The 16,893-nt window shown below is 73.4% G+C and carries 17 protein-coding genes and 1 pseudogene; 9 read left to right on the top strand and 9 right to left on the bottom strand.

Annotated elements, in window-relative coordinates; translation table 11 throughout:
• Window positions 1-5 precede the first annotated feature (5 nt).
• Window positions 6-1,265 (bottom strand): RCC1-like domain-containing protein, encoded by a 1,260-nt coding sequence (locus ACZ6K0_RS29665; RefSeq protein WP_469232730.1) that lies wholly within the window; start codon window positions 1,263-1,265, stop codon window positions 6-8.
• Window positions 1,266-1,935: 670 nt separating this feature from the next.
• On the opposite strand from ACZ6K0_RS29665, the gene ACZ6K0_RS29660 reads away from it, so the two are divergent.
• The 7 genes from ACZ6K0_RS29660 (at window position 1,936) to ACZ6K0_RS29630 (ending at window position 8,552) form a co-directional block, all read left to right on the top strand.
• Window positions 1,936-2,445, top strand: coding sequence for a hypothetical protein (locus tag ACZ6K0_RS29660; protein ID WP_376401312.1), 510 nt, complete (start codon window positions 1,936-1,938; stop codon window positions 2,443-2,445).
• A 49-nt stretch (window positions 2,446-2,494) separates the two neighbouring features.
• On the top strand, window positions 2,495-3,463 hold the full coding sequence (locus ACZ6K0_RS29655) for a hypothetical protein (RefSeq protein WP_376401310.1): 969 nt from the start codon (window positions 2,495-2,497) through the stop codon (window positions 3,461-3,463).
• A 20-nt stretch (window positions 3,464-3,483) separates the two neighbouring features.
• Window positions 3,484-4,875 (top strand): hypothetical protein, encoded by a 1,392-nt coding sequence (locus ACZ6K0_RS29650; protein ID WP_469232732.1) that lies wholly within the window; start codon window positions 3,484-3,486, stop codon window positions 4,873-4,875.
• Window positions 4,876-5,040: 165 nt separating this feature from the next.
• On the top strand, window positions 5,041-5,958 hold the full coding sequence (locus tag ACZ6K0_RS29645; protein ID WP_376401304.1) for a TIGR03619 family F420-dependent LLM class oxidoreductase: 918 nt from the start codon (window positions 5,041-5,043) through the stop codon (window positions 5,956-5,958).
• A 37-nt stretch (window positions 5,959-5,995) separates the two neighbouring features.
• Window positions 5,996-6,928 carry a LysR family transcriptional regulator gene (locus tag ACZ6K0_RS29640; protein ID WP_469232733.1) on the top strand — a complete coding sequence of 311 codons (933 nt, stop codon included), beginning with the start codon at window positions 5,996-5,998 and terminating at the stop codon, window positions 6,926-6,928.
• Window positions 6,929-7,096: 168 nt separating this feature from the next.
• Complete coding sequence (locus tag ACZ6K0_RS29635) at window positions 7,097-8,083, top strand: DMT family transporter (RefSeq protein WP_469232735.1); 987 nt, start codon at window positions 7,097-7,099, stop codon at window positions 8,081-8,083.
• On the top strand, window positions 8,031-8,552 hold the full coding sequence (locus tag ACZ6K0_RS29630; RefSeq protein WP_376401296.1) for a LuxR C-terminal-related transcriptional regulator: 522 nt from the start codon (window positions 8,031-8,033) through the stop codon (window positions 8,550-8,552). Before ACZ6K0_RS29635 ends, ACZ6K0_RS29630 begins: the two co-directional genes overlap by 53 nt.
• 104 nt (window positions 8,553-8,656) lie before the next feature.
• On the opposite strand, the gene ACZ6K0_RS29625 is transcribed toward ACZ6K0_RS29630, so the two are convergent.
• From ACZ6K0_RS29625 to ACZ6K0_RS29600, 6 genes and pseudogenes are all read right to left on the bottom strand, one after another.
• Complete coding sequence (locus ACZ6K0_RS29625; RefSeq protein ID WP_376401293.1) at window positions 8,657-9,301, bottom strand: response regulator transcription factor; 645 nt, start codon at window positions 9,299-9,301, stop codon at window positions 8,657-8,659.
• Window positions 9,292-10,440: a sensor histidine kinase gene (locus ACZ6K0_RS29620; protein WP_376401290.1), complete on the bottom strand. Its 1,149-nt coding sequence runs from the start codon at window positions 10,438-10,440 to the stop codon at window positions 9,292-9,294. Before ACZ6K0_RS29620 ends, ACZ6K0_RS29625 begins: the two co-directional genes overlap by 10 nt.
• Window positions 10,441-10,550: 110 nt before the next feature.
• Window positions 10,551-11,228 (bottom strand): DedA family protein, encoded by a 678-nt coding sequence (locus ACZ6K0_RS29615; protein ID WP_376401287.1) that lies wholly within the window; start codon window positions 11,226-11,228, stop codon window positions 10,551-10,553.
• 129 nt (window positions 11,229-11,357) lie between these two features.
• Window positions 11,358-12,035, bottom strand: coding sequence for an NUDIX domain-containing protein (locus ACZ6K0_RS29610; RefSeq protein WP_469232738.1), 678 nt, complete (start codon window positions 12,033-12,035; stop codon window positions 11,358-11,360).
• Window positions 12,036-12,151: 116 nt separating this feature from the next.
• A pseudogene (locus ACZ6K0_RS29605) lies at window positions 12,152-12,496 on the bottom strand (DUF4406 domain-containing protein); the annotation flags it as partial.
• A gap of 97 nt (window positions 12,497-12,593) precedes the next feature.
• Entirely contained in the window at window positions 12,594-13,379 is a 786-nt protein-coding gene (locus tag ACZ6K0_RS29600) for a DeoR/GlpR family DNA-binding transcription regulator (protein ID WP_376401281.1), read from the bottom strand.
• 125 nt (window positions 13,380-13,504) lie between these two features.
• On the opposite strand from ACZ6K0_RS29600, the gene miaB reads away from it, so the two are divergent.
• Window positions 13,505-15,034: a tRNA (N6-isopentenyl adenosine(37)-C2)-methylthiotransferase MiaB gene (gene miaB, locus ACZ6K0_RS29595; RefSeq protein ID WP_376401278.1), complete on the top strand. Its 1,530-nt coding sequence runs from the start codon at window positions 13,505-13,507 to the stop codon at window positions 15,032-15,034.
• A gap of 79 nt (window positions 15,035-15,113) precedes the next feature.
• The gene (locus ACZ6K0_RS29590; RefSeq protein ID WP_469232741.1) at window positions 15,114-15,821 is read left to right on the top strand and encodes a class III extradiol dioxygenase subunit B-like domain-containing protein; all 708 of its coding nucleotides are present in this window, start codon (window positions 15,114-15,116) and stop codon (window positions 15,819-15,821) included.
• A 305-nt stretch (window positions 15,822-16,126) separates the two neighbouring features.
• Here the strand turns inward: ACZ6K0_RS29590 and ACZ6K0_RS29585 are convergent, their stop codons facing one another.
• Window positions 16,127-16,384, bottom strand: a complete 258-nt coding sequence (locus ACZ6K0_RS29585; RefSeq protein ID WP_376401272.1) for an antitoxin — start codon at window positions 16,382-16,384, stop codon at window positions 16,127-16,129.
• Window positions 16,385-16,454: 70 nt separating this feature from the next.
• Complete coding sequence (locus tag ACZ6K0_RS29580) at window positions 16,455-16,805, bottom strand: hypothetical protein (RefSeq protein ID WP_469232744.1); 351 nt, start codon at window positions 16,803-16,805, stop codon at window positions 16,455-16,457.
• Window positions 16,806-16,893 lie beyond the last annotated feature (88 nt).

Below are 16,893 nucleotides of genomic sequence, written 5' to 3'. Positions count from 1 at the left end.
CCCGCTCAGTACGCGTACGTCGTGTTGCCGCCCAGGGAGACGGCCACCGCCTTGATCGCCGAGCCCTGGTTGAGGATCTTCACCGACTCGTACCGCGAGACCGTCGTGCCGTTGCCGAGCTGGCCCTCGCCGTTGTGGCCCCAGGTGAAGACGTCGTCCGCGGTGACCGCGACGCCGTGCCGGGCGCCGGCCGCGAGGTGCTGGACCCCTTCCAGGCGCGGGATCTCGACGGGGGCCGTGCGGTTGGTGCGGGAGACGTTGGCGTCGAAGGCCTCGTCGGACTCCAGGAGCTGGCCGTACTGGTTGTTGCCCCAGCCCCAGACGTGGCTGTCGCTCGTCTTCACGTAGTTGTGGTGGGCGCCCGCCTCGATGTCGGATACGCCCTCGATCCAGTCGACGTCGACGGGGAGGGTGGAGGACTTGGTGGAGGAGTTGCCGAGCTGGCCGTAGAGGTTGTAACCCCAGGACTTGACCGTGTCGTCGGCGGTCAGCGCGAGGGCGTGGTGGCAGCCGGCGTCGACCTCCACGATGTTCTCCAGACCCAGCACCTGCCGGGGTACGGAGCTGGTGGCGCGGTTGCCGGTGCCGAGCTGGCCGTGGATGCCGCGGCCCCAGGCGTACACCTTGCCGTTCTCCAGGAGGGCGAGGCTGAAGTCGCAGCCGGCCGAGATCTGCTTGACCTTGGGCATGCCCTGGACGCGGTCGGGGACGGTGCGGCTGTCTCCGGTGCGGTTGTTGCCGAGCTGGCCGTAGGCGTTGTCGCCCCAGGAGTAGACCTGGCCGGAGGAGTCGAGGGCGAGGGCGTGCTTCCCGCCGGCCGCGATGTCCTTGATGTTGTCGAGGCGGGGGACGGTGGTGGGCACGGTCTGGTTGGCGTTGCCTCCGTTGCCGAGCTGGCCCGAGGAGTTGTGGCCCCAGGACTTGACCGTCCTGTCCGTACGGGCCAGGACGAACGAGTCGGACGAGGAGGTGCCGCCCGCCGAGACCTGGTCGACGTCGCCGCGGAAGAGGCTGGTGACGGAGGACGGGCTGAGGCTGTCGCTCAGGGTGCCGTTGCCGAGCTGGCCGGTGCGGCCCGCGCCCCAGCTCAGTACCGTCGGATTCCCCTCGTTGGCGGTCGCGGCCGGGGCCGGGGCCGGTACGGCGGTGAGGGCGGCGGCGGCTGTGAGGACGGCCGCGGCGAGCGGCCGGCCGCGCAGTGCGGCGGGGACGGACAGCGGGCCGCGCAGACGTGTGCGCGAGGTGGTGCGTCGTGAACGGGACATGGCTCTGCTCTCCTTCGACGGGGACATACGGGAGCGCGGCGTCCGGCGGGTGCCGTGCGCGTCCGCAGGGGTGGGCGGAGGCGTACGGGGGCCGGGCGCGGGTCATGCGAACACGGGGTGCCGGGCCCTTGGACATGGGACGCCCAGGGCCGCTGCGACGGCCGGGACGGGCCGTCGGGCACATGAGCAGACTGTCCGAGAATGATCACCACAGCGAGCCGGAACCGCTGAAACACCCGTCTGACGGACGCCCGTTCGGGGTGGCGTTCCGGGGGCGCACTCGCCCCCGGCGCGTGCCGCCGGAGGCGTGCCGGCGGGTGCCCCTGGCGGGCCGCCGAACGGCGGCGGCCGGGGGAGTGAGGGGCCCGGCCGCGTACGGCCGCCCGCCCTCTCGCGTACGCCCCGGATTCCCTACGAACGGGTGGACCGGCGGCCCCGGGCGGCGGCCCGTGAGCTCCCCGCCGTCACCCCGTCCGAGGGGCTCCCCGTGCGCTCCGCCGAAGCGGTGAGCGGGCCCGGAGGAGCACGCCGCGCCGTGTGTCCTGCCGTGGCGCCGGGGCCCCGCCGGTTAGCGTCGGAAGGCGCTCGGTGATCTTGAGGACAGTCCCCTGTCCGCCCCTGGCGTCCCCTTCCGAGCGCATCAACTCACCCCTGTCCCAAGGGAGTTCCCATGTCCAGCATGAAGGCATCGCCGCGTCGTGCGACGTTGAGTGCCGCCCTTCTCGCCGCCACCCTCGCCCTCTCCCTGGCGCCTGCCCTGGTCCCCGCCCTGGCCTCGGTCGCGTACGGCGCGGAGTGCGAGCCGGAGGACCAGGCCTGCAAGGACCAGGAGGCCAACGCCGCGGAGGCGAAGGAGATCGACGAGCAGCAGAAGAAGACCCAGGAGGCGGCCGGCCAGGCCGACAAGGACATCAAGAAGATCGGCGGCGACCTGGAGAAGTGCCCGCCCGGTTCCAGCTCCTGCATGGAGAAGCTGGCCGGCAAGGGGGGCCGCGAGGAGGACGGCTTCAAGGACATGAACACCACCATCACCACGAACAAGCCGGAGCCCGCCGACAACGCGGCCCAGGCCGTCGAGTCCACCTGCACCGCCTTCCCCGCCTCCCTCCCGCAGGGGTCGAGCGACCCGGGACAGTCCCCCTTCCCGGCCTCTCAGCTCTGCTCGCTGCTCGGCTCCTGATTCCTCCCCGCCTCCCCCCCCGAAGTGCCCTCGAAAGGGGTTCCTCGTCATGTCTCCGCGCCGTCCCCGCGCCCGCCTGTCCGCCCTCGCCCTCGGGCTCGGACTCACCGCTCCCCTCGCGCTCCTCGCCCCGCCCGCCGCCGCCGGGGAGACCCCCGGCGAGATCCCCGCCGCCCCCGTCGCCCGCGCCGTCACCGCCGACGGCCGCCCGGCGAGGATCGCCGACGTCCTGGAGTACTGCGGGACGAAGCGCACGGCCTGCTCGTTCACGATCGACCCCAAGCGCGACCGCGAGTACGCCTCCGCCGTCAAGTCCCTCGGCAACGCCGTCGTCAACTGCACCAAGAGCGACATGGGCGTCGACCGGACCGTGACCCTGCGGACCAGCAGCACCGACAACATCGGCGGAGAGATCTCCGGGAAGATCACCGCCGAGGGCACGGTCACCGCCTCCGGCGAGGTCACCACCAACCTCTCCAACGACATCACCAGCGAGAACAAGACACCCAATCTCAAGGACGGTCCGACCTCGACGAACGGCACCAAGACGACCGTCGCGGGCGGCGGCAAGCTGGCCGGCTCGCTGAGCGCCAAACTCGCCTTCGAGGCCGCCTTCAAGGCCACCTACTCCAAGTCCTGGACGATCGAGAACACCGAGGCGACGGTCTACAAGACCACCGTCAAGCCGTACGACATGCTCGTCTTCGGTGCCAGCGCCTCCATGCGGCGCGTGGTCGGCGACCTCGTCACCGACACGGGGAAGAAGATCCTCAACGTGAGCGTGGACAGCCCCTCCATGGTCAACAGCAGCACCTTCGTCGCGCAGACGTACGCCGTCCCCGACAACCTCTGCGGCCGCAAGCGCCCCGCCGGTGACACCGCCTCCGACACCGACAACGCGGACTCCGGAACGGGCGGCGGGCTCCGGCACGCCGCTCGCGAGGTGCCGGCCACGCGGGCGATCCCCCGGGGCGCCGACCCGAAGCGCGAAGTCGTCCTGCCGTTCCACGGTTCCTGAACCCGGAGGAGTCCCCCGCCATGAAGCGCTCACACGCCGCACTCTCCGTCCTCGGCGCCGCCGGTCTGCTGCTCCCCGTCGCTCCTCCCTCCCTCGCCGCCCCCGCCGAGCGGTCCGCCCCCGCCGCGCAGGCCGTCCCCGTCCTCAACGGCGACTTCGCCGATCCCGGCATGAGCGGCGACGGTCCGACCACCGTCGGCATCGCCTTCTGGACCGGCCTCAACCAGCGCTACTCGCCCACCGCTTCCGGCCGCACCGACGGCTCCCACGGCGTCGCCCTCCAGAAGGACGGCAACTCCCTCCAGCAGCGGCTGCGCGGGGTCCGTGCGGGGTCCAAGGTCACCGTCACCTACGAGGACAGCCCCGCCGTCTCCAAGGAGTGCACCGGCGAACAGGTCGTCAACGGCCAGCCGTACGCGGTCACGGCCTCCGGCGGCCCGGTCCGCGAGGTCACCACTGCGGGGGACCCCGACCGCGTGAAGGGCACACCCGGCACCGGCCGATGGACCGGCCGCAGCTACGAGTTCACCGCCGGGGAGAACGAGCCGCTGCTCACCTTCACGAGCCGGGTCACCGACTCCCGTACGCACGTGACCTGTTCACCGATGATCGCCCGCATCCGGGCGGTCGAGGTCCCGACCGCCGTCGACAAGACCGTCGACAAGACGGCGCTCGGCACCTCCGAGGCGTACAAGGGCAACGAACGGGAGAGCACCCTCCACAACGCGGCCGCCGCCTGCAACGGGGAGAACGCCTGCACCTTCCGGCCGGACACCCGCACTTCCTTCCGGTACTACGACCGGGCGCGGGTCGTCGGCGAGGCCTTCGTCAACTGCACCCGCAACACGCTGGAGCACTCCCGCGTCCTCTCCTTCTCGGAGCGCGGGCACGACAGCATCGCCCAGACCTACGCCGCCGCCGGCCTGCCGCTCAACGACGTGGCGAAACTGCCCACTTCGGGCGTGCGGGAGGTGGACGAGAAGCGCGCCAAGGAGCGGCCCATGGCCACCCAGTTCGCCCTCGCCTACGAGAAGACCTGGCAGCGGCCGTGGCAGTGGTTCAGCAGCGACGAGCGGACCGTCGTGGAGAGGATCCAGCCCGGCGAGGTCAGCTGGGTCGAACTCCAGCCGAGCCGCGAGCGGGTCGAGGGCTGGTTCCTCAGCAAGAAGGACGACTACCGGCTGCACGCCGTGATCGACGCCCCCTCCCGCGCCGTCCCCGACCGGCTGCTCCAGCGCACCGGGCCCATGTCCGAGGCGGAGAAGCAGCGTTGTGCCGCCGCCCGGCCCATGACCACCACGCCGGTGGGCGCGGACGCGCCCGCGAGCACCAGCGACAAGGGCCTCCTCAGGACCTCGGCGCCGACGGCCCCCGGGGCGCGGTCGGCGATCCGGAGCATGCCGCTGCGGTGATGCGGCAACCCCGTGACGGGTTCCGTGGCATCGCCGTGCCCGGTGCTACGGAACCCCGAACCCTCCGCGTCGGTGAGCGCCGAGACGGGGACATTCCGGCCGTAGGGTCCCCAGGACTGCTCCGTACGCCACGGACCAGCACCGGACGGCCGGGAGGGACACCCCGTGGAATTCGGCGTCAATCTGCCCAACTACGGGCCCGAGGCCACCCCCGACGCCCTCGCCGACTGGGCGCTGCGGGTCGAGGCGCTGGGCTTCCACTACGCCATGGTCTCCGACCACGTGGCGCTCACCCCGGACGTGCAGCACCTCTTCCCCGCCCCGTTCTACGACCCCTTCGCGACCCTCGCCTGGCTCGCCGGGGTCACCAGGACCGTCGGACTCGGCACGACGGTGACGATCCTCCCGTACCGGCACCCCGTCCACACCGCCCGCGTCGCCGCCAACATCGACCGGTTCAGCAACGGCCGCCTGGTCTTCGGGGCGGCGGCGGGCTGGGCAGCCCGGGAGTTCGCCGTCCTCGACGTCCCCTACCGCGAGCGCGGCGCCATCAGCGACGAGTACCTCGCGGCCATCAAGGCCTGCTGGGCCGACGAGGTCGCCTCCTTCGAGGGCGCCCACGTCTCCTTCCGCGAGGTCCACACCGGACCCCTGCCCGTCCAGCGCCCCGGCCCGCCCGTCTGGGTCGGCGGGCACAGCCGCGGCGCGCTCCGCCGGGCCGTCCGCCTCGGCGACGCCTGGCACCCGACCTCCGTCTCCGGCGACTGGCTCCTCGGGGTCGGCCTGCCCGCGCTCCGCCAGGTCGCCGAGGAGCAGGAGCTGCCGGTCCCCGACCTCTGCCCCCGGATCAAACTCCGCGTCACGGACCGGCCGTTGGGCCCCGGCCGCCTCCTCGGAGAGGGCACGCGGGACCAGATCGCCGACGACCTCGGGCTCCTCCAGGACCTGGGCGCGCGGGCCGTCGTCCTCGACCCCACCTACCCGGGCGACCGGCGGGAGCCCGGCCGCACCGCGCGCGACCTCGACGTGCTGGAGACGCTGGTGAAGGAGGTCATCGACGTGGAGGCCGGCTGCGTACGATGACCGCGAAGCGGGAGGGGCACGGGAGGGGGCACGGGACGTGGCCGATCCGGATCTGCGGAAGCTGCGGGTGCTGAGGGAACTCAGCGAACGCGGCACGGTCAGCGCGGCCGCCCGGGCACTCCACCTCACCCCGCAGGCCGTCTCGCAGCAGATCAGCGCCCTCGGACGGGAGTTGGGCGTCCCCCTCACCGAACCGTCCGGGCGCAGACTGCGGCTCACCGGGGAGGCACGGATCGTCCTCCGGCACGCCGACGCCGTCTTCACCCAGGTCGAGCGGATGCGCGCGGAGCTCGCCGCGCACCGCGGCGGCGAGCGCGGCGACGTGGCGGTGGCCGGCTTCTCCACCACCCTCTCGGCGCTGATCCTGCCCGCCGTGGCCAGGCTGCGGGAGACCCGGCCGCTGCTGCGCACCTCCCTGGCCGAGGTCGACCCGCCGGAGAGCTTCTCCCTCCTGCACCGCGGGGAGACCGACGTCGTCATCTCCGCCGACACCGCGCTGCACCCCGGCACGGCGGGCGAGGACGGCCGCTTCGACGCGCGCTTCCACCGGGTCGCACTCTGCGAGGACCCCTTCGACATCGCCCTGCCCGAGGGGCACCGGCTCCTCGGCACCCCCCGCCTCGTCCTCGCCGACCTCGCCCAGGAGACGTGGATCTTCGCCACGACGGGGATGTGCCACGACATCGGCGTCGCCGCCTGCACGGCGGCCGGGTTCACCCCGCGGGCCTCGCACGCCATCGGCGACTGGGACGCCACGCTCGCGGCGGTCCGGCTCGGCCTGGGGGTCGCGCTGGTTCCCCGGACGGCGCGGCCGGCGCCGCGGCCCGAGGTGACGGTGCGCGCGTTCAGCGAGGGGGCGCCGTCCCGTACGGTCTTCGCGGCCGTACGGGAGGGCAGCCAGACCTCGCCCGAGATCGCCGCCGTCCTGGACGCGCTGCGCACGGTGGCCAGGGCGGCCGTCGCCGACTGAACCGCGTCCCCCGCTCCCCGATGCGCCACGGTTCGTGGACGGTACCGTCCACCAGCCGTTGCTGGACCCGCCCGGACGCCGGCGCGAGGCTCGTTCCCGTACGGCGGAGAGCTCCGCGCATCCCTTCCGGAGAGCTCCGTGCGCCCCTTCTCCAGAGCGGGAACACCCATGTCCAGAGCCACCTGCGCGCGGCTGGCCGCGCTGAGTCTCGTCTGGGGCTCCGTCTTCCTGTGGATCAAGATCGCGGGATACGGATTCTCCCCCGTCCAGATGGTGCTGATCCGGCTCGCGCTCGGCGCCGCCGTGATCCTCGCCCTCGGGTACGCGAAGGGCCTCAGGCTGCCCAAGTCGCCAGCCGTCTGGGGGCACTTGACCGTCGCCGCGCTGCTCGGCAACGCCGTGCCGTGGACCCTGTACGCCCAGGGGGAGATCGCCGGCTCCAGCAGCGTCGCCGCCGTGGTCAACGGCAGCGCGCCGATCTGGACCCTGGCGGCGGCCCTGCTGCTCGGTCAGGAGAAGCGGGTCTCCGGCGTCAGGGCGGGCGGCGTGCTCCTCGGCCTCGGCGGCACGGCACTCATCGCGTCACCGTGGAACGCGGCCTCCACCGGGACCGGTTGGAGCCTCCTCTGCTTCGCCCTCGGCTCGATCAGCTTCGGCGCCGGCTTCGCGTACATGGGCAAGTTCCTTGTGGGCAAAGGCATTCCACCGCTCGTGCTGGCGGGCGGACAGCTCGGCGCGGCCACCGTCCTGCTGCTCGCGGCCTTCCCCTTCCTGGGCCTCCGGGCCGTCACGTGGCGCACCGACTCGGTGATCTCCGTGCTCGTCCTCGGCGTGGTCTGCACCGGCTTCGCCGCGCTGCTCAACTTCGAACTGATCATCAAGGACGGGCCGGCGGTCGCCTCCACCGTCACGTACCTCATGACCGCCGTGGCCGTCGTCCTGGGCGCCGTCGTGCTGCGCGAACCCCTCGGCTGGACGGTGTGGCTCGGGGCGGTCGCGGTGCTCGCCGCCACCGGTCTGCTCCGCCGCCGCCCGCAACATGCCGTTCATTCAACGGGCGGTGGCCCGGTGGTAGCGTCGAAATCGGAAACGCCCGGAATGTATGGGGGAGTTACGCGTGCCTTTCGTGGTCGAACTCGTTTTCCGTGGAAGTGAGACGGACCGGTCGAGTTCCGGAGAGGCGCACCGGGCGTACTGGAGGAGAATGGCCGCCCGCGGCGTTCTCCTCGCGGGCGGCCCGTGGCAGGACGGCACCGGGGAGCTCCTCGTCTGCGAGGCCCGCGACCGCCGGACGCTCTTACGGATCCTCCACGCCGACCCGTACGCGCGGGCCCAGGTCGTCCGGGAGCTGCGGATACGGGAGTGGAACGCGGTGCTGGGGCACGCGGCGCTCGCCGGCCCCGAGCGCGCCGCTCCGGCGCCCGTCCCGGCGCTGACCGCCCACGAGCGGCGCATCGTCACGATGATGCTCGACGGTCTCACCAACAAACAGATCGCCGCGTACTTCACGGTGTCGACCCGGGCCGTGGAGCTGCACATCACCCGCATCTACCGCAAGCTCGGCATCCGCCGGCGCCCCCAACTGGCGTCCGCCATCGACCGGTTCGCGTCCTCCCCGGCCTGAGGCGCGGCCGGGACGGTCTGAGGCGCGGGCGGGGACGGTCTGGGGCGCGGGCGGAGGGGCGGACGGCGGCGACCGGGGCGGACGGGAGGGGCCGCCCTGCCGGATCAGGACTCCAAGTACCGCAGCACGGCCAGGATCCGGCGGCTGTAGCCGTCGGCCCTGCGCAGCTCCAGCTTGTCGAAGACGGCGTTCAGGTACTTCTCCACCGCGCTGAGGGAGAGGTGCAGCTGCCGCGCGATGGCGGCGTTCGTGTACCCCTGCGCCAGCACGTCGAGGACCTCGCGCTCGCGCGGGGTCAGCCGGGCCAGCGGATCGCCGCGGGTGCTGCGGACGACCAGCTGCCGTACGACCTCCGGGTCGATCGCCGCCCCGCCCTCGTGGACCCGCTCCAGCGCGTCGAGGAACTCCTCGACCTGCGCCACCCGGTCCTTCAGCAGATAGCCGACCCGCTCCGCCCCGGCGGCCAGCAGCCGGGCGGCGTAGCTCCGCTCCACGTGCTGCGAGAGGACGAGGACACCCGTCTCCGGCCACCGCTCACGGATCTCCACGGCGGCCCGCAGCCCCTCGTCGGTGTGCGTCGGAGGCATCCGGATGTCGACGACCGCGACGTCCGGGCGCAGCGCCCCGACCTCCGCGACCAGGGTCACGGCGTCGCCGAGCGCGGCCACGACCTCGTGGCCCTCCTCGGTGAGCAGGCGGACGAGCCCCTCTCGCAGCAGGGTCGAGTCCTCGGCCAGGATCACGCGCACGGCAGCTCCGCGACAAGAGTGGTGGGTCCCCCGAGGGGGCTGTCGACACGCAGGTCGCCGTCGAGCGCGGCGACCCGGCTCCGCAGGCCGGTCAGCCCGCTGCCGGCCGGATCGGCGCCGCCCCGCCCGTCGTCCTCGATCCGCAGCGTGAGCAGCGGTCCTTCGGGCGGGCCGCCGAGCGAGACGTCGACGGAGACGGCGGAGGCCGAGGCGTGCTTGGCGGCGTTCGTGACGGCCTCGGAGACCACGAAATAGGCGGCCGTCTCCACGGGCCGGGGCAGCGGCCCGGCGACGTCGAACCGGATGCGCAGCGGGACGGAGCACCGCTGCGCCACCCCGCCCAGCGCCTCTTCGAGGCCCAGGCTGTCCAGCGCGGAGGGGTACACCCGCCAGGCCACGTCCCGCAGTTCGGCCAGCACGTCCCCGGCCTCGCCGTGCGCCTGGAGGAGCAGCGCCTCCGCCTGCTCGGGATCGCGGTCCCGGCTCCGGCGCGCCCGGCCGAGCAGCATGGCGAGCGCCACGAGCCGCTGCTGCACGCCGTCGTGGAGATCGCGCTCGATGCGGCGGCGCTCGGCGTCCACGGCCTGCACGACGGCCGCCCGGCTGACGGCCAGTTCGTCGATCCGGCGCCGCAGCAGCTCGCTCTCGGAGGGCCCGAAGCACTCGCGGGCGAGCCGGGCGTCCAGGGCGGTCAGCGCGTACAGGCCCTGGACGTCGAGGAAGAGCAGGACGCCGCCGAGGAGCAGCTGTGCGAGCAGCTCGCCCCAGCCGAGCGTGCCGCGCACGACGCCCCCGACGAGCAGCCCCGCCAGGACGGCGCCGAAGCCGAGGAGCCCGACGACGACCCCGAACACAACCCCCGTCCAGGAGCGGACCGCGAGATAGCGCAGGAGCCGCCGGTCGGAGACGGTGTACGGGCCGGGGAAACGGTCCCCGAAAAAGGCGGAACGACGGCTCCGCTCCAGCGCCGCGAGCCGCCGCGCGCCGGCCGTCAGGACCTCACGGGCGCGGGGCCGGGTGCGGGGCCACAGCAGGAATGGCCCGAGGACGACCCCGGAGACCAGGAAGAACAGGACGCCGAGCAGGGCGGTCGGACAGCCGAGGAGGGAGCCGGCGAGACGGCGGGCCGGTCCGGACACCGGGTCTCCTCGCTCGTCTCCTCGCTCGTCACCTCGCACGGTCTCCGAGGCTAGTCCCGGCCCCGGGGCCGTACAAGATCGCCCGGAGGGTGCGGGCGCCCGCTCGCCCGTCACGAGGTGCGGCGGTGCTGGGCGGTGCGCCCGCGGCCCCGGAGCCGTACGGCCAGGTACGCGGCCATGGCCACGAGCGCCAGCGCCAGGACGACCTTGGACAGCACGCCCACGTATCCCTCGACCAGGTCCCAGCGGTCCCCGAGCCAGTAACCGGCCATCACGAGCACGCTGTTCCAGACGAGGCTGCCGACCGTCGTGAGGAGGAGGAAGACGGGCAGCGGCATCCGCTCGACGCCGGCCGGCACGGAGATCAGACTGCGGAAGATCGGCACCATCCGTCCCAGGAGCACCGCCTTGGTGCCGTGCCGCGCGAACCACTCCTCGGTGCGCTCCAGATCGGAGACCTTCACCAGGGGCAGCCGCGCCCAGAGCGCGTGCATGCGCTGCCGACCGAACAGCGAACCGATCCAGTAGAGGGCCAGGGCCCCGACCACCGAGCCCAGGGTCGTCCAGAACAGCGCGGAGGGCAGACTGATCACCCCCTGCCCGGCTGCGAAGCCGGTCAGCGGCAGGATCACCTCGCTGGGCAGCGGCGGGAACAGGTTCTCCAGCGCGATGGCGAGCCCCGCTCCGGGCCCGCCCATCGTGTCGACGAGCCCGGCGGCCCACCCGGCGACACCGCCGGCGGGTTCCTGGGCGGCCTGGGCCAGAAGCAGCTGGTGGGTGAGCGGCATGTCGGGGTCTCCAAGTCGCGGGGGAGGCGCCGGGGCGAGCTCCCCGGCACAACTCCAACCTAGAAATCCCAGCTCAGCGCCGGTATGAGGGTTCCCGCCCGGCTTCCTGCGGAAAACCGCAGGGTGGGGTCAGCCCGGGAGCGGCGGGTCCGTCGGCCGGAACGGCCCGTCGAGCGCCGCCCACTGGAGCAGCATGATGGTCTTGGCGTCGGCGATCCGGCCGTCGCGGACCATGGCGAGCGCCTCCGCGAAGGGGAGCTCCACGGTCGTGATGTCCTCGCCCTCGGCGGCGATTCCGCCACCTCCGCCGGAGAAGTCCGCCGTGTCGTAGGGGGCGGCGAAGAAGTGCAGCCGCTCGGTGACCGAGCCGGGACTCATGTAGACGTCGAAGACGTGCTCGGCGGCCCCGATGGCGTGCCCGGTCTCCTCGGCGGCCTCCCGCCGGATCGCCTCCTCCGGCCGCTCGCCGTCCAGCAGTCCCGCGGCGGTTTCGAGGAGCATGCCGTCGGGGTGCCCGTTGACGTAGGCGGGCAGGCGGAACTGACGGGTCAGCAGCACCGTACGGCGCTGGGTGTTGTGGAGCAGGACGGTCGCGCCGTCGCCGCGGTCGTGGGTCTCGCGCTGCTCGCGGCTCCAGTGCCCGTCGCTGTGCCGGTAGTCGAAGGTGGTCTTGCGCAGCACGTACCAGTCGCAGGAGAGCACCTCCACGTCCAGGATCCGCACGCGCGGATTGCCGGTGAGGTCACGGCCCTGCCGGTCGAGGCCGGTGCGGCCCCGGCGGTCGGGGGTGTCGATGCCGGCGGTCATCGGGCGGAGTCCGGGACGGCGGGCGGTACGGAGTCCGGGGCGGCGGGCTTTACGGAGTCCGGGACGGCGGGCGGTACGGAGTCCGGGACGGCGGGCTTTACGGAGGTCGGGACGACGGCCGGGACGGCGGCGAGGGAGCCGTAGACGTCCTTGCCCTGCGCGCGGGCCCGGTCGACCATCATGTCCGCTCCCTCCGAGGGGCCGCCGATCCGCAGGACCGCGTCGCAGCGGGTGAGCAGCCGTTCGGCGACCGGGTGGAAGACCTCCTGGAAGAGCGCGTCGCCGGGGCGGGCGCCGCCGGCGGCCTCCAGGAGCGGGAGGGCGAGGGCCTCGCCGGTGACGGGCAGGTGCCCGGCGCGGAAGAGGACGAGCGCGGCCTCGTTCATCGCCCGGACGTGGGCTTCGAGCTTGCGCGGGTCGTCACCGGTGCCCGAGCGGTAGGGGCCGGCGACCAGGATCATCAGCGGGCGGGAAACGGTGGTCACGAGCGGAATCACTCCTCACTGCACGTACCGGCACCGGTACGGGACGGGTACGGGACGGGTGTGCTGCGCGGTGTCAGGCCAGACGGACGTCGACGCCCGCGTCCCGCAGCGCGTCCAGCGTCTGGGGGCCACCGGGGTGCGTGGTCGCGTCCTCGGCGGCCCGGTCGGTGACGAAGTGGTGCGCCGCGCCGAGCGGGGCGACCCGGCTGAAGGCCCGTACGCCGAGCTTGGTGGCGTCCGCCACCGCGACCGTGCGCGTGGCCCGGGCGAGCCCGGTCTGCTTCACGGCCGCGTCGTCCAGGGAGAACTCCGACCAGCCGTGCTCGGCGTGCACCCCGCCGATGGACATCACGAAGCAGTCGAAAGCCAGCGACTCCAGGGTCCGCAGGGCGAGCGGGCCGACGAGGGAACGCTCGCCGGGACGGGAGCGGCCGCCGACGACCAGGAGGTCGATCCCGGGCCTGTCGGCCAGGACCACGGCCGCCTGGATGCTCAGCACGGCGACCGTCAGCGGGCCTCGCTCCGCCAGGTGCCCGGCGACGTGCACGGTCGTCGTCCCCGCGTCCAGGAGGACCCGCGAGCCCGGCTCCACCAGCGCCGCCGCGGCCGCGCCCAGGCGGTCCTTGGTGGCGGCCTGCCACGGCTCCCGCGCCGAGAAGCCGGCCTGTTCCTCGCGTACGCGGGTGGCGACGGCGCCGCCGTGCACGCGGCGCACGAGGCCCTGACGCTCCAGCGCGTCGAGGTCCCGGCGGACGGTCATTTCGGATACGCCCAGTCGATGGGAGAGCTCCGACACGGAAACCCGGTCGGAGCCCTGCACCAATCGCAGGGTCAGGTCCAGACGATTGGCGACACCCATGACTCAGTTCTACCACGATGATGTGCGAACGAACACGTCTCTGTGTGAACGGCTCGGTGAGGACCAGGCGAGAACCAGGCGGGAACCAGCGGGGGGCACTCCCCGGACCGCCTACCCTTGTCCCAATGACCAGTAGCAGCGACCGGAGTCCCGCAGTGAGCGTTGAAGGATCCAAGACCTACGAGATTCGTACCTACGGGTGCCAGATGAACGTGCACGACTCCGAGCGGCTCTCCGGTCTGCTGGAAGAGGCGGGCTACGTCAAGGCCCCCGGCGGATCCGACGGCGATGCCGACGTCGTGGTCTTCAACACCTGCGCGGTGCGCGAGAACGCCGACAACAAGCTGTACGGCAACCTCGGCCGGCTCGCCCCGATGAAGACCACGCGCCCCGGCATGCAGATCGCCGTCGGCGGCTGCCTCGCCCAGAAGGACCGCGAGACCATCGTCAAGAAGGCCCCCTGGGTCGACGTGGTCTTCGGCACGCACAACATCGGCAAGCTGCCGGTGCTCCTGGAGCGCGCCCGCATCCAGGAGGAGGCGCAGATCGAGATCGCCGAATCCCTCGAGGCCTTCCCCTCCACGCTGCCGACCCGGCGCGAGTCCGCCTACGCGGCCTGGGTGTCGATCTCCGTCGGCTGCAACAACACCTGCACCTTCTGCATCGTCCCGGCGCTGCGCGGCAAGGAGGAGGACCGCCGTCCCGGCGACATCCTCGCCGAGATCGAGGCCCTGGTCGCCGAGGGCGTCTCCGAGATCACCCTGCTCGGCCAGAACGTCAACGCGTACGGATCGGACCTGGGCGACCGCGAGGCCTTCTCCAAGCTGCTGCGGGCCTGCGGGCAGATCGAGGGCCTGGAGCGGGTCCGCTTCACCTCCCCGCACCCCCGCGACTTCACCGACGACGTGATCGCGGCCATGGCCGAGACCCCGAACGTGATGCCCCAGCTGCACATGCCGATGCAGTCCGGCTCGGACGCGATCCTCAAGGCGATGCGCCGCTCGTACCGGCAGGAGCGTTTCCTCGGGATCATCGAGAAGGTCCGCGCGGCCATCCCGCACGCCGCCATCTCCACCGACATCATCGTGGGCTTCCCCGGCGAGACCGAGGAGGACTTCGAGCAGACGATGCACGCGGTCCGGGAGGCCCGCTTCGCGAACGCCTTCACCTTCCAGTACTCCAAGCGCCCCGGCACCCCGGCCGCCGAGATGGACGGCCAGATCCCCAAGGACGTCGTGCAGGAGCGCTACATGCGCCTCGTCGCGCTCCAGGAGGAGATCTCCTGGGAGGAGAACAAGAAGCAGGTCGGCCGCACCCTGGAGGTCATGGTCGCCGAGGGCGAGGGCCGCAAGGACGGCGCCACGCACCGCCTCTCCGGCCGCGCGCCCGACAACCGGCTCGTCCACTTCACCAAGCCGGAGCAGGACGTCCGGCCCGGCGACGTCGTGATCGTCGAGATCACCTACGCCGCCCCGCACCACCTGCTCGCCGAGGGTCCGACGACGTCGGTACGCCGCACCCGCGCGGGCGACGCCTGGGAGAAGCGCACCACGGCGGCCGCCGCCAAGCCGGCGGGCGTGCTGCTCGGCCTCCCGAAGATCGGCGTCCCGGAGCCCCTCCCGGCAGCGGACGCGCCGGCCTGCGGGAGCCACTGACACCCGGGGGCGGTGACCCGGGCGCGGGCCCGGGGCGGTGACGAGGGCGCGGGCACGGCCGCGCAGTAGGGTGCGGATCATGCTTGTCGCCGCAGCCGTCTGCCCCTGCCCGCCGCTCCTCCTGCCCGAGGTCGCGACCGGCGCCGCCCCCGAGCTGGACGCCGCGCGCACCGCCTGCGCCGACGCCGTCGGACTGCTCGCCGCCGCGCGCCCCGACCGGCTGTATGTCGTCGGTCCCGCCGACGCGGCCGCCGCCGGCGTCTTCCCGGCCGGTTCGACGGGTTCCTTCGCCGGCTTCGGGGTCGACCTCTCCGTACGGCTCGGTGACGGGCCCGCGGCCGACCGCCCCCTGCCCGCGAGCCTCGCCGTCGGCGCCTGGCTGCTCGGCCGCGCCGACTGGGCCGACGCGCCCGTCGAGGGCCGGGGCGTGGACGAACGGGAAGCGGCCGGGACCTGCGCCGCCGTCGGCCGTGAGCTCGCCGCCTCCGCCGGGCGGGTCGCGCTCCTCGTGATGGGCGACGGCAGCGCCTGCCGGACCGTCAAGGCGCCCGGCTACCTGGACGAGCGGGCGGCCGGTTTCGACGCCGAGGCCGCCCGTGCCCTGGGCGCGGCCGACGTGGCCGCGCTGCTCGCGCTGGACGAGGAGCTCGCGTACGAGCTGAAGGCGGCCGGCCGCGCGCCCTGGCAGGTCCTGGCGGGCGCGGCCGAGGGTGCCGGGCTCGAAGGCCGCCTCCTCCACGAGGACGCCCCGTACGGCGTGGAGTACGTCGTCGCCGCCTGGTCCTGACGAAGTCGCGGCGGACCGGCGGCAGCACGACACGAGAACGGCGGACGGGGGGGGGGGGGGGGGGGGGCGGGGGCGGCCCCCGGGGGGGGGGGGGGGGGGGGGGGGGGTGGGGCGGGGGGGGGGGGGGGCGGGGGGGGGGGGGGGGGGGGGGGGGGTGCGGGGTTAGGTGGGGCGGGCGCCGGGCCGCGCGCCCTGGCGGGTCCGGGCGGGCGCGGCCGCGGGTGCCGGGCTCGACGGCCGCCTCCTCCACGCGGCCGCCCCGTCCGCCGTGCGGAGGGACTGTCGTGTGCGGGTGACGCCGGTCGTCAGGCGGCCGGCGGCGGGGTCGCGCCGCCGCTCCCGGGCGTGCCGTCGTCCTTGTGGCCGATCCGGTCCAGGGCGTCCTTGGCCTTGCCCGTACCGGACTGGATCTTGTCGCTGTACTTGCCCTTGGTCTTCTCGTCGACCAGCTTCGCGGCCTTGTCGAGGCCGTCGTCGATCTTCCCCCCGTGCTGCTGCGCGAGGTCGGCCACCTTGTCCTTGGCCGGGGCGAGCTTGGCCTTCAGCGAATCCAGGAGACCCATCGGGGCACCTTCCCTCCGCGGACCCGCGCGGGGTCCGTTCTCCGTGTCCTGCCCCCAGGACCCCGGGGGCCTACTTGCGGGCGCCTTCGCCTGCCTCGTTGTCCGCGGCGGCCTCGGCCGACTGCTGCTTCGGGATCTCCACGACCTCGGAGGCGACCGCTCCGGCCGCCGGCTCGTCCGTGTCGACGCCGTGCGCGTCGTCCGCCGGCTCGGTTCCGGCCGTGACCTCCACGACGTCGGCGGCAGCGGACCCGGCCTCGACCCCGGCGTCCGTCTCCACCGCGACCTCGGCCTCGGCGCGGGTCTCCGCCGCCTCGGCCTCTGTCACGCCGTCCACCGACGTCCCGACGGTCCCGGTCTCCTCCGACGAGGCCTCGACCACATCCTTCTTCTTACGGCGAAACACTGCAAAAACGCCCATATTCACTCCATAGCGTACTCGGATGGGAGGGGCTCGGCGGTGATCGACGGCCGGAACCTCGCAACAGGCAACGAAGCCGGATGGGGCT

The sequence above is a fragment of the Streptomyces sp. NPDC042346 genome (assembly GCF_055581845.1).
Note: the sequence above shows the minus strand (reverse complement) of the source record. Positions and strands in the feature narration are given on the sequence as shown.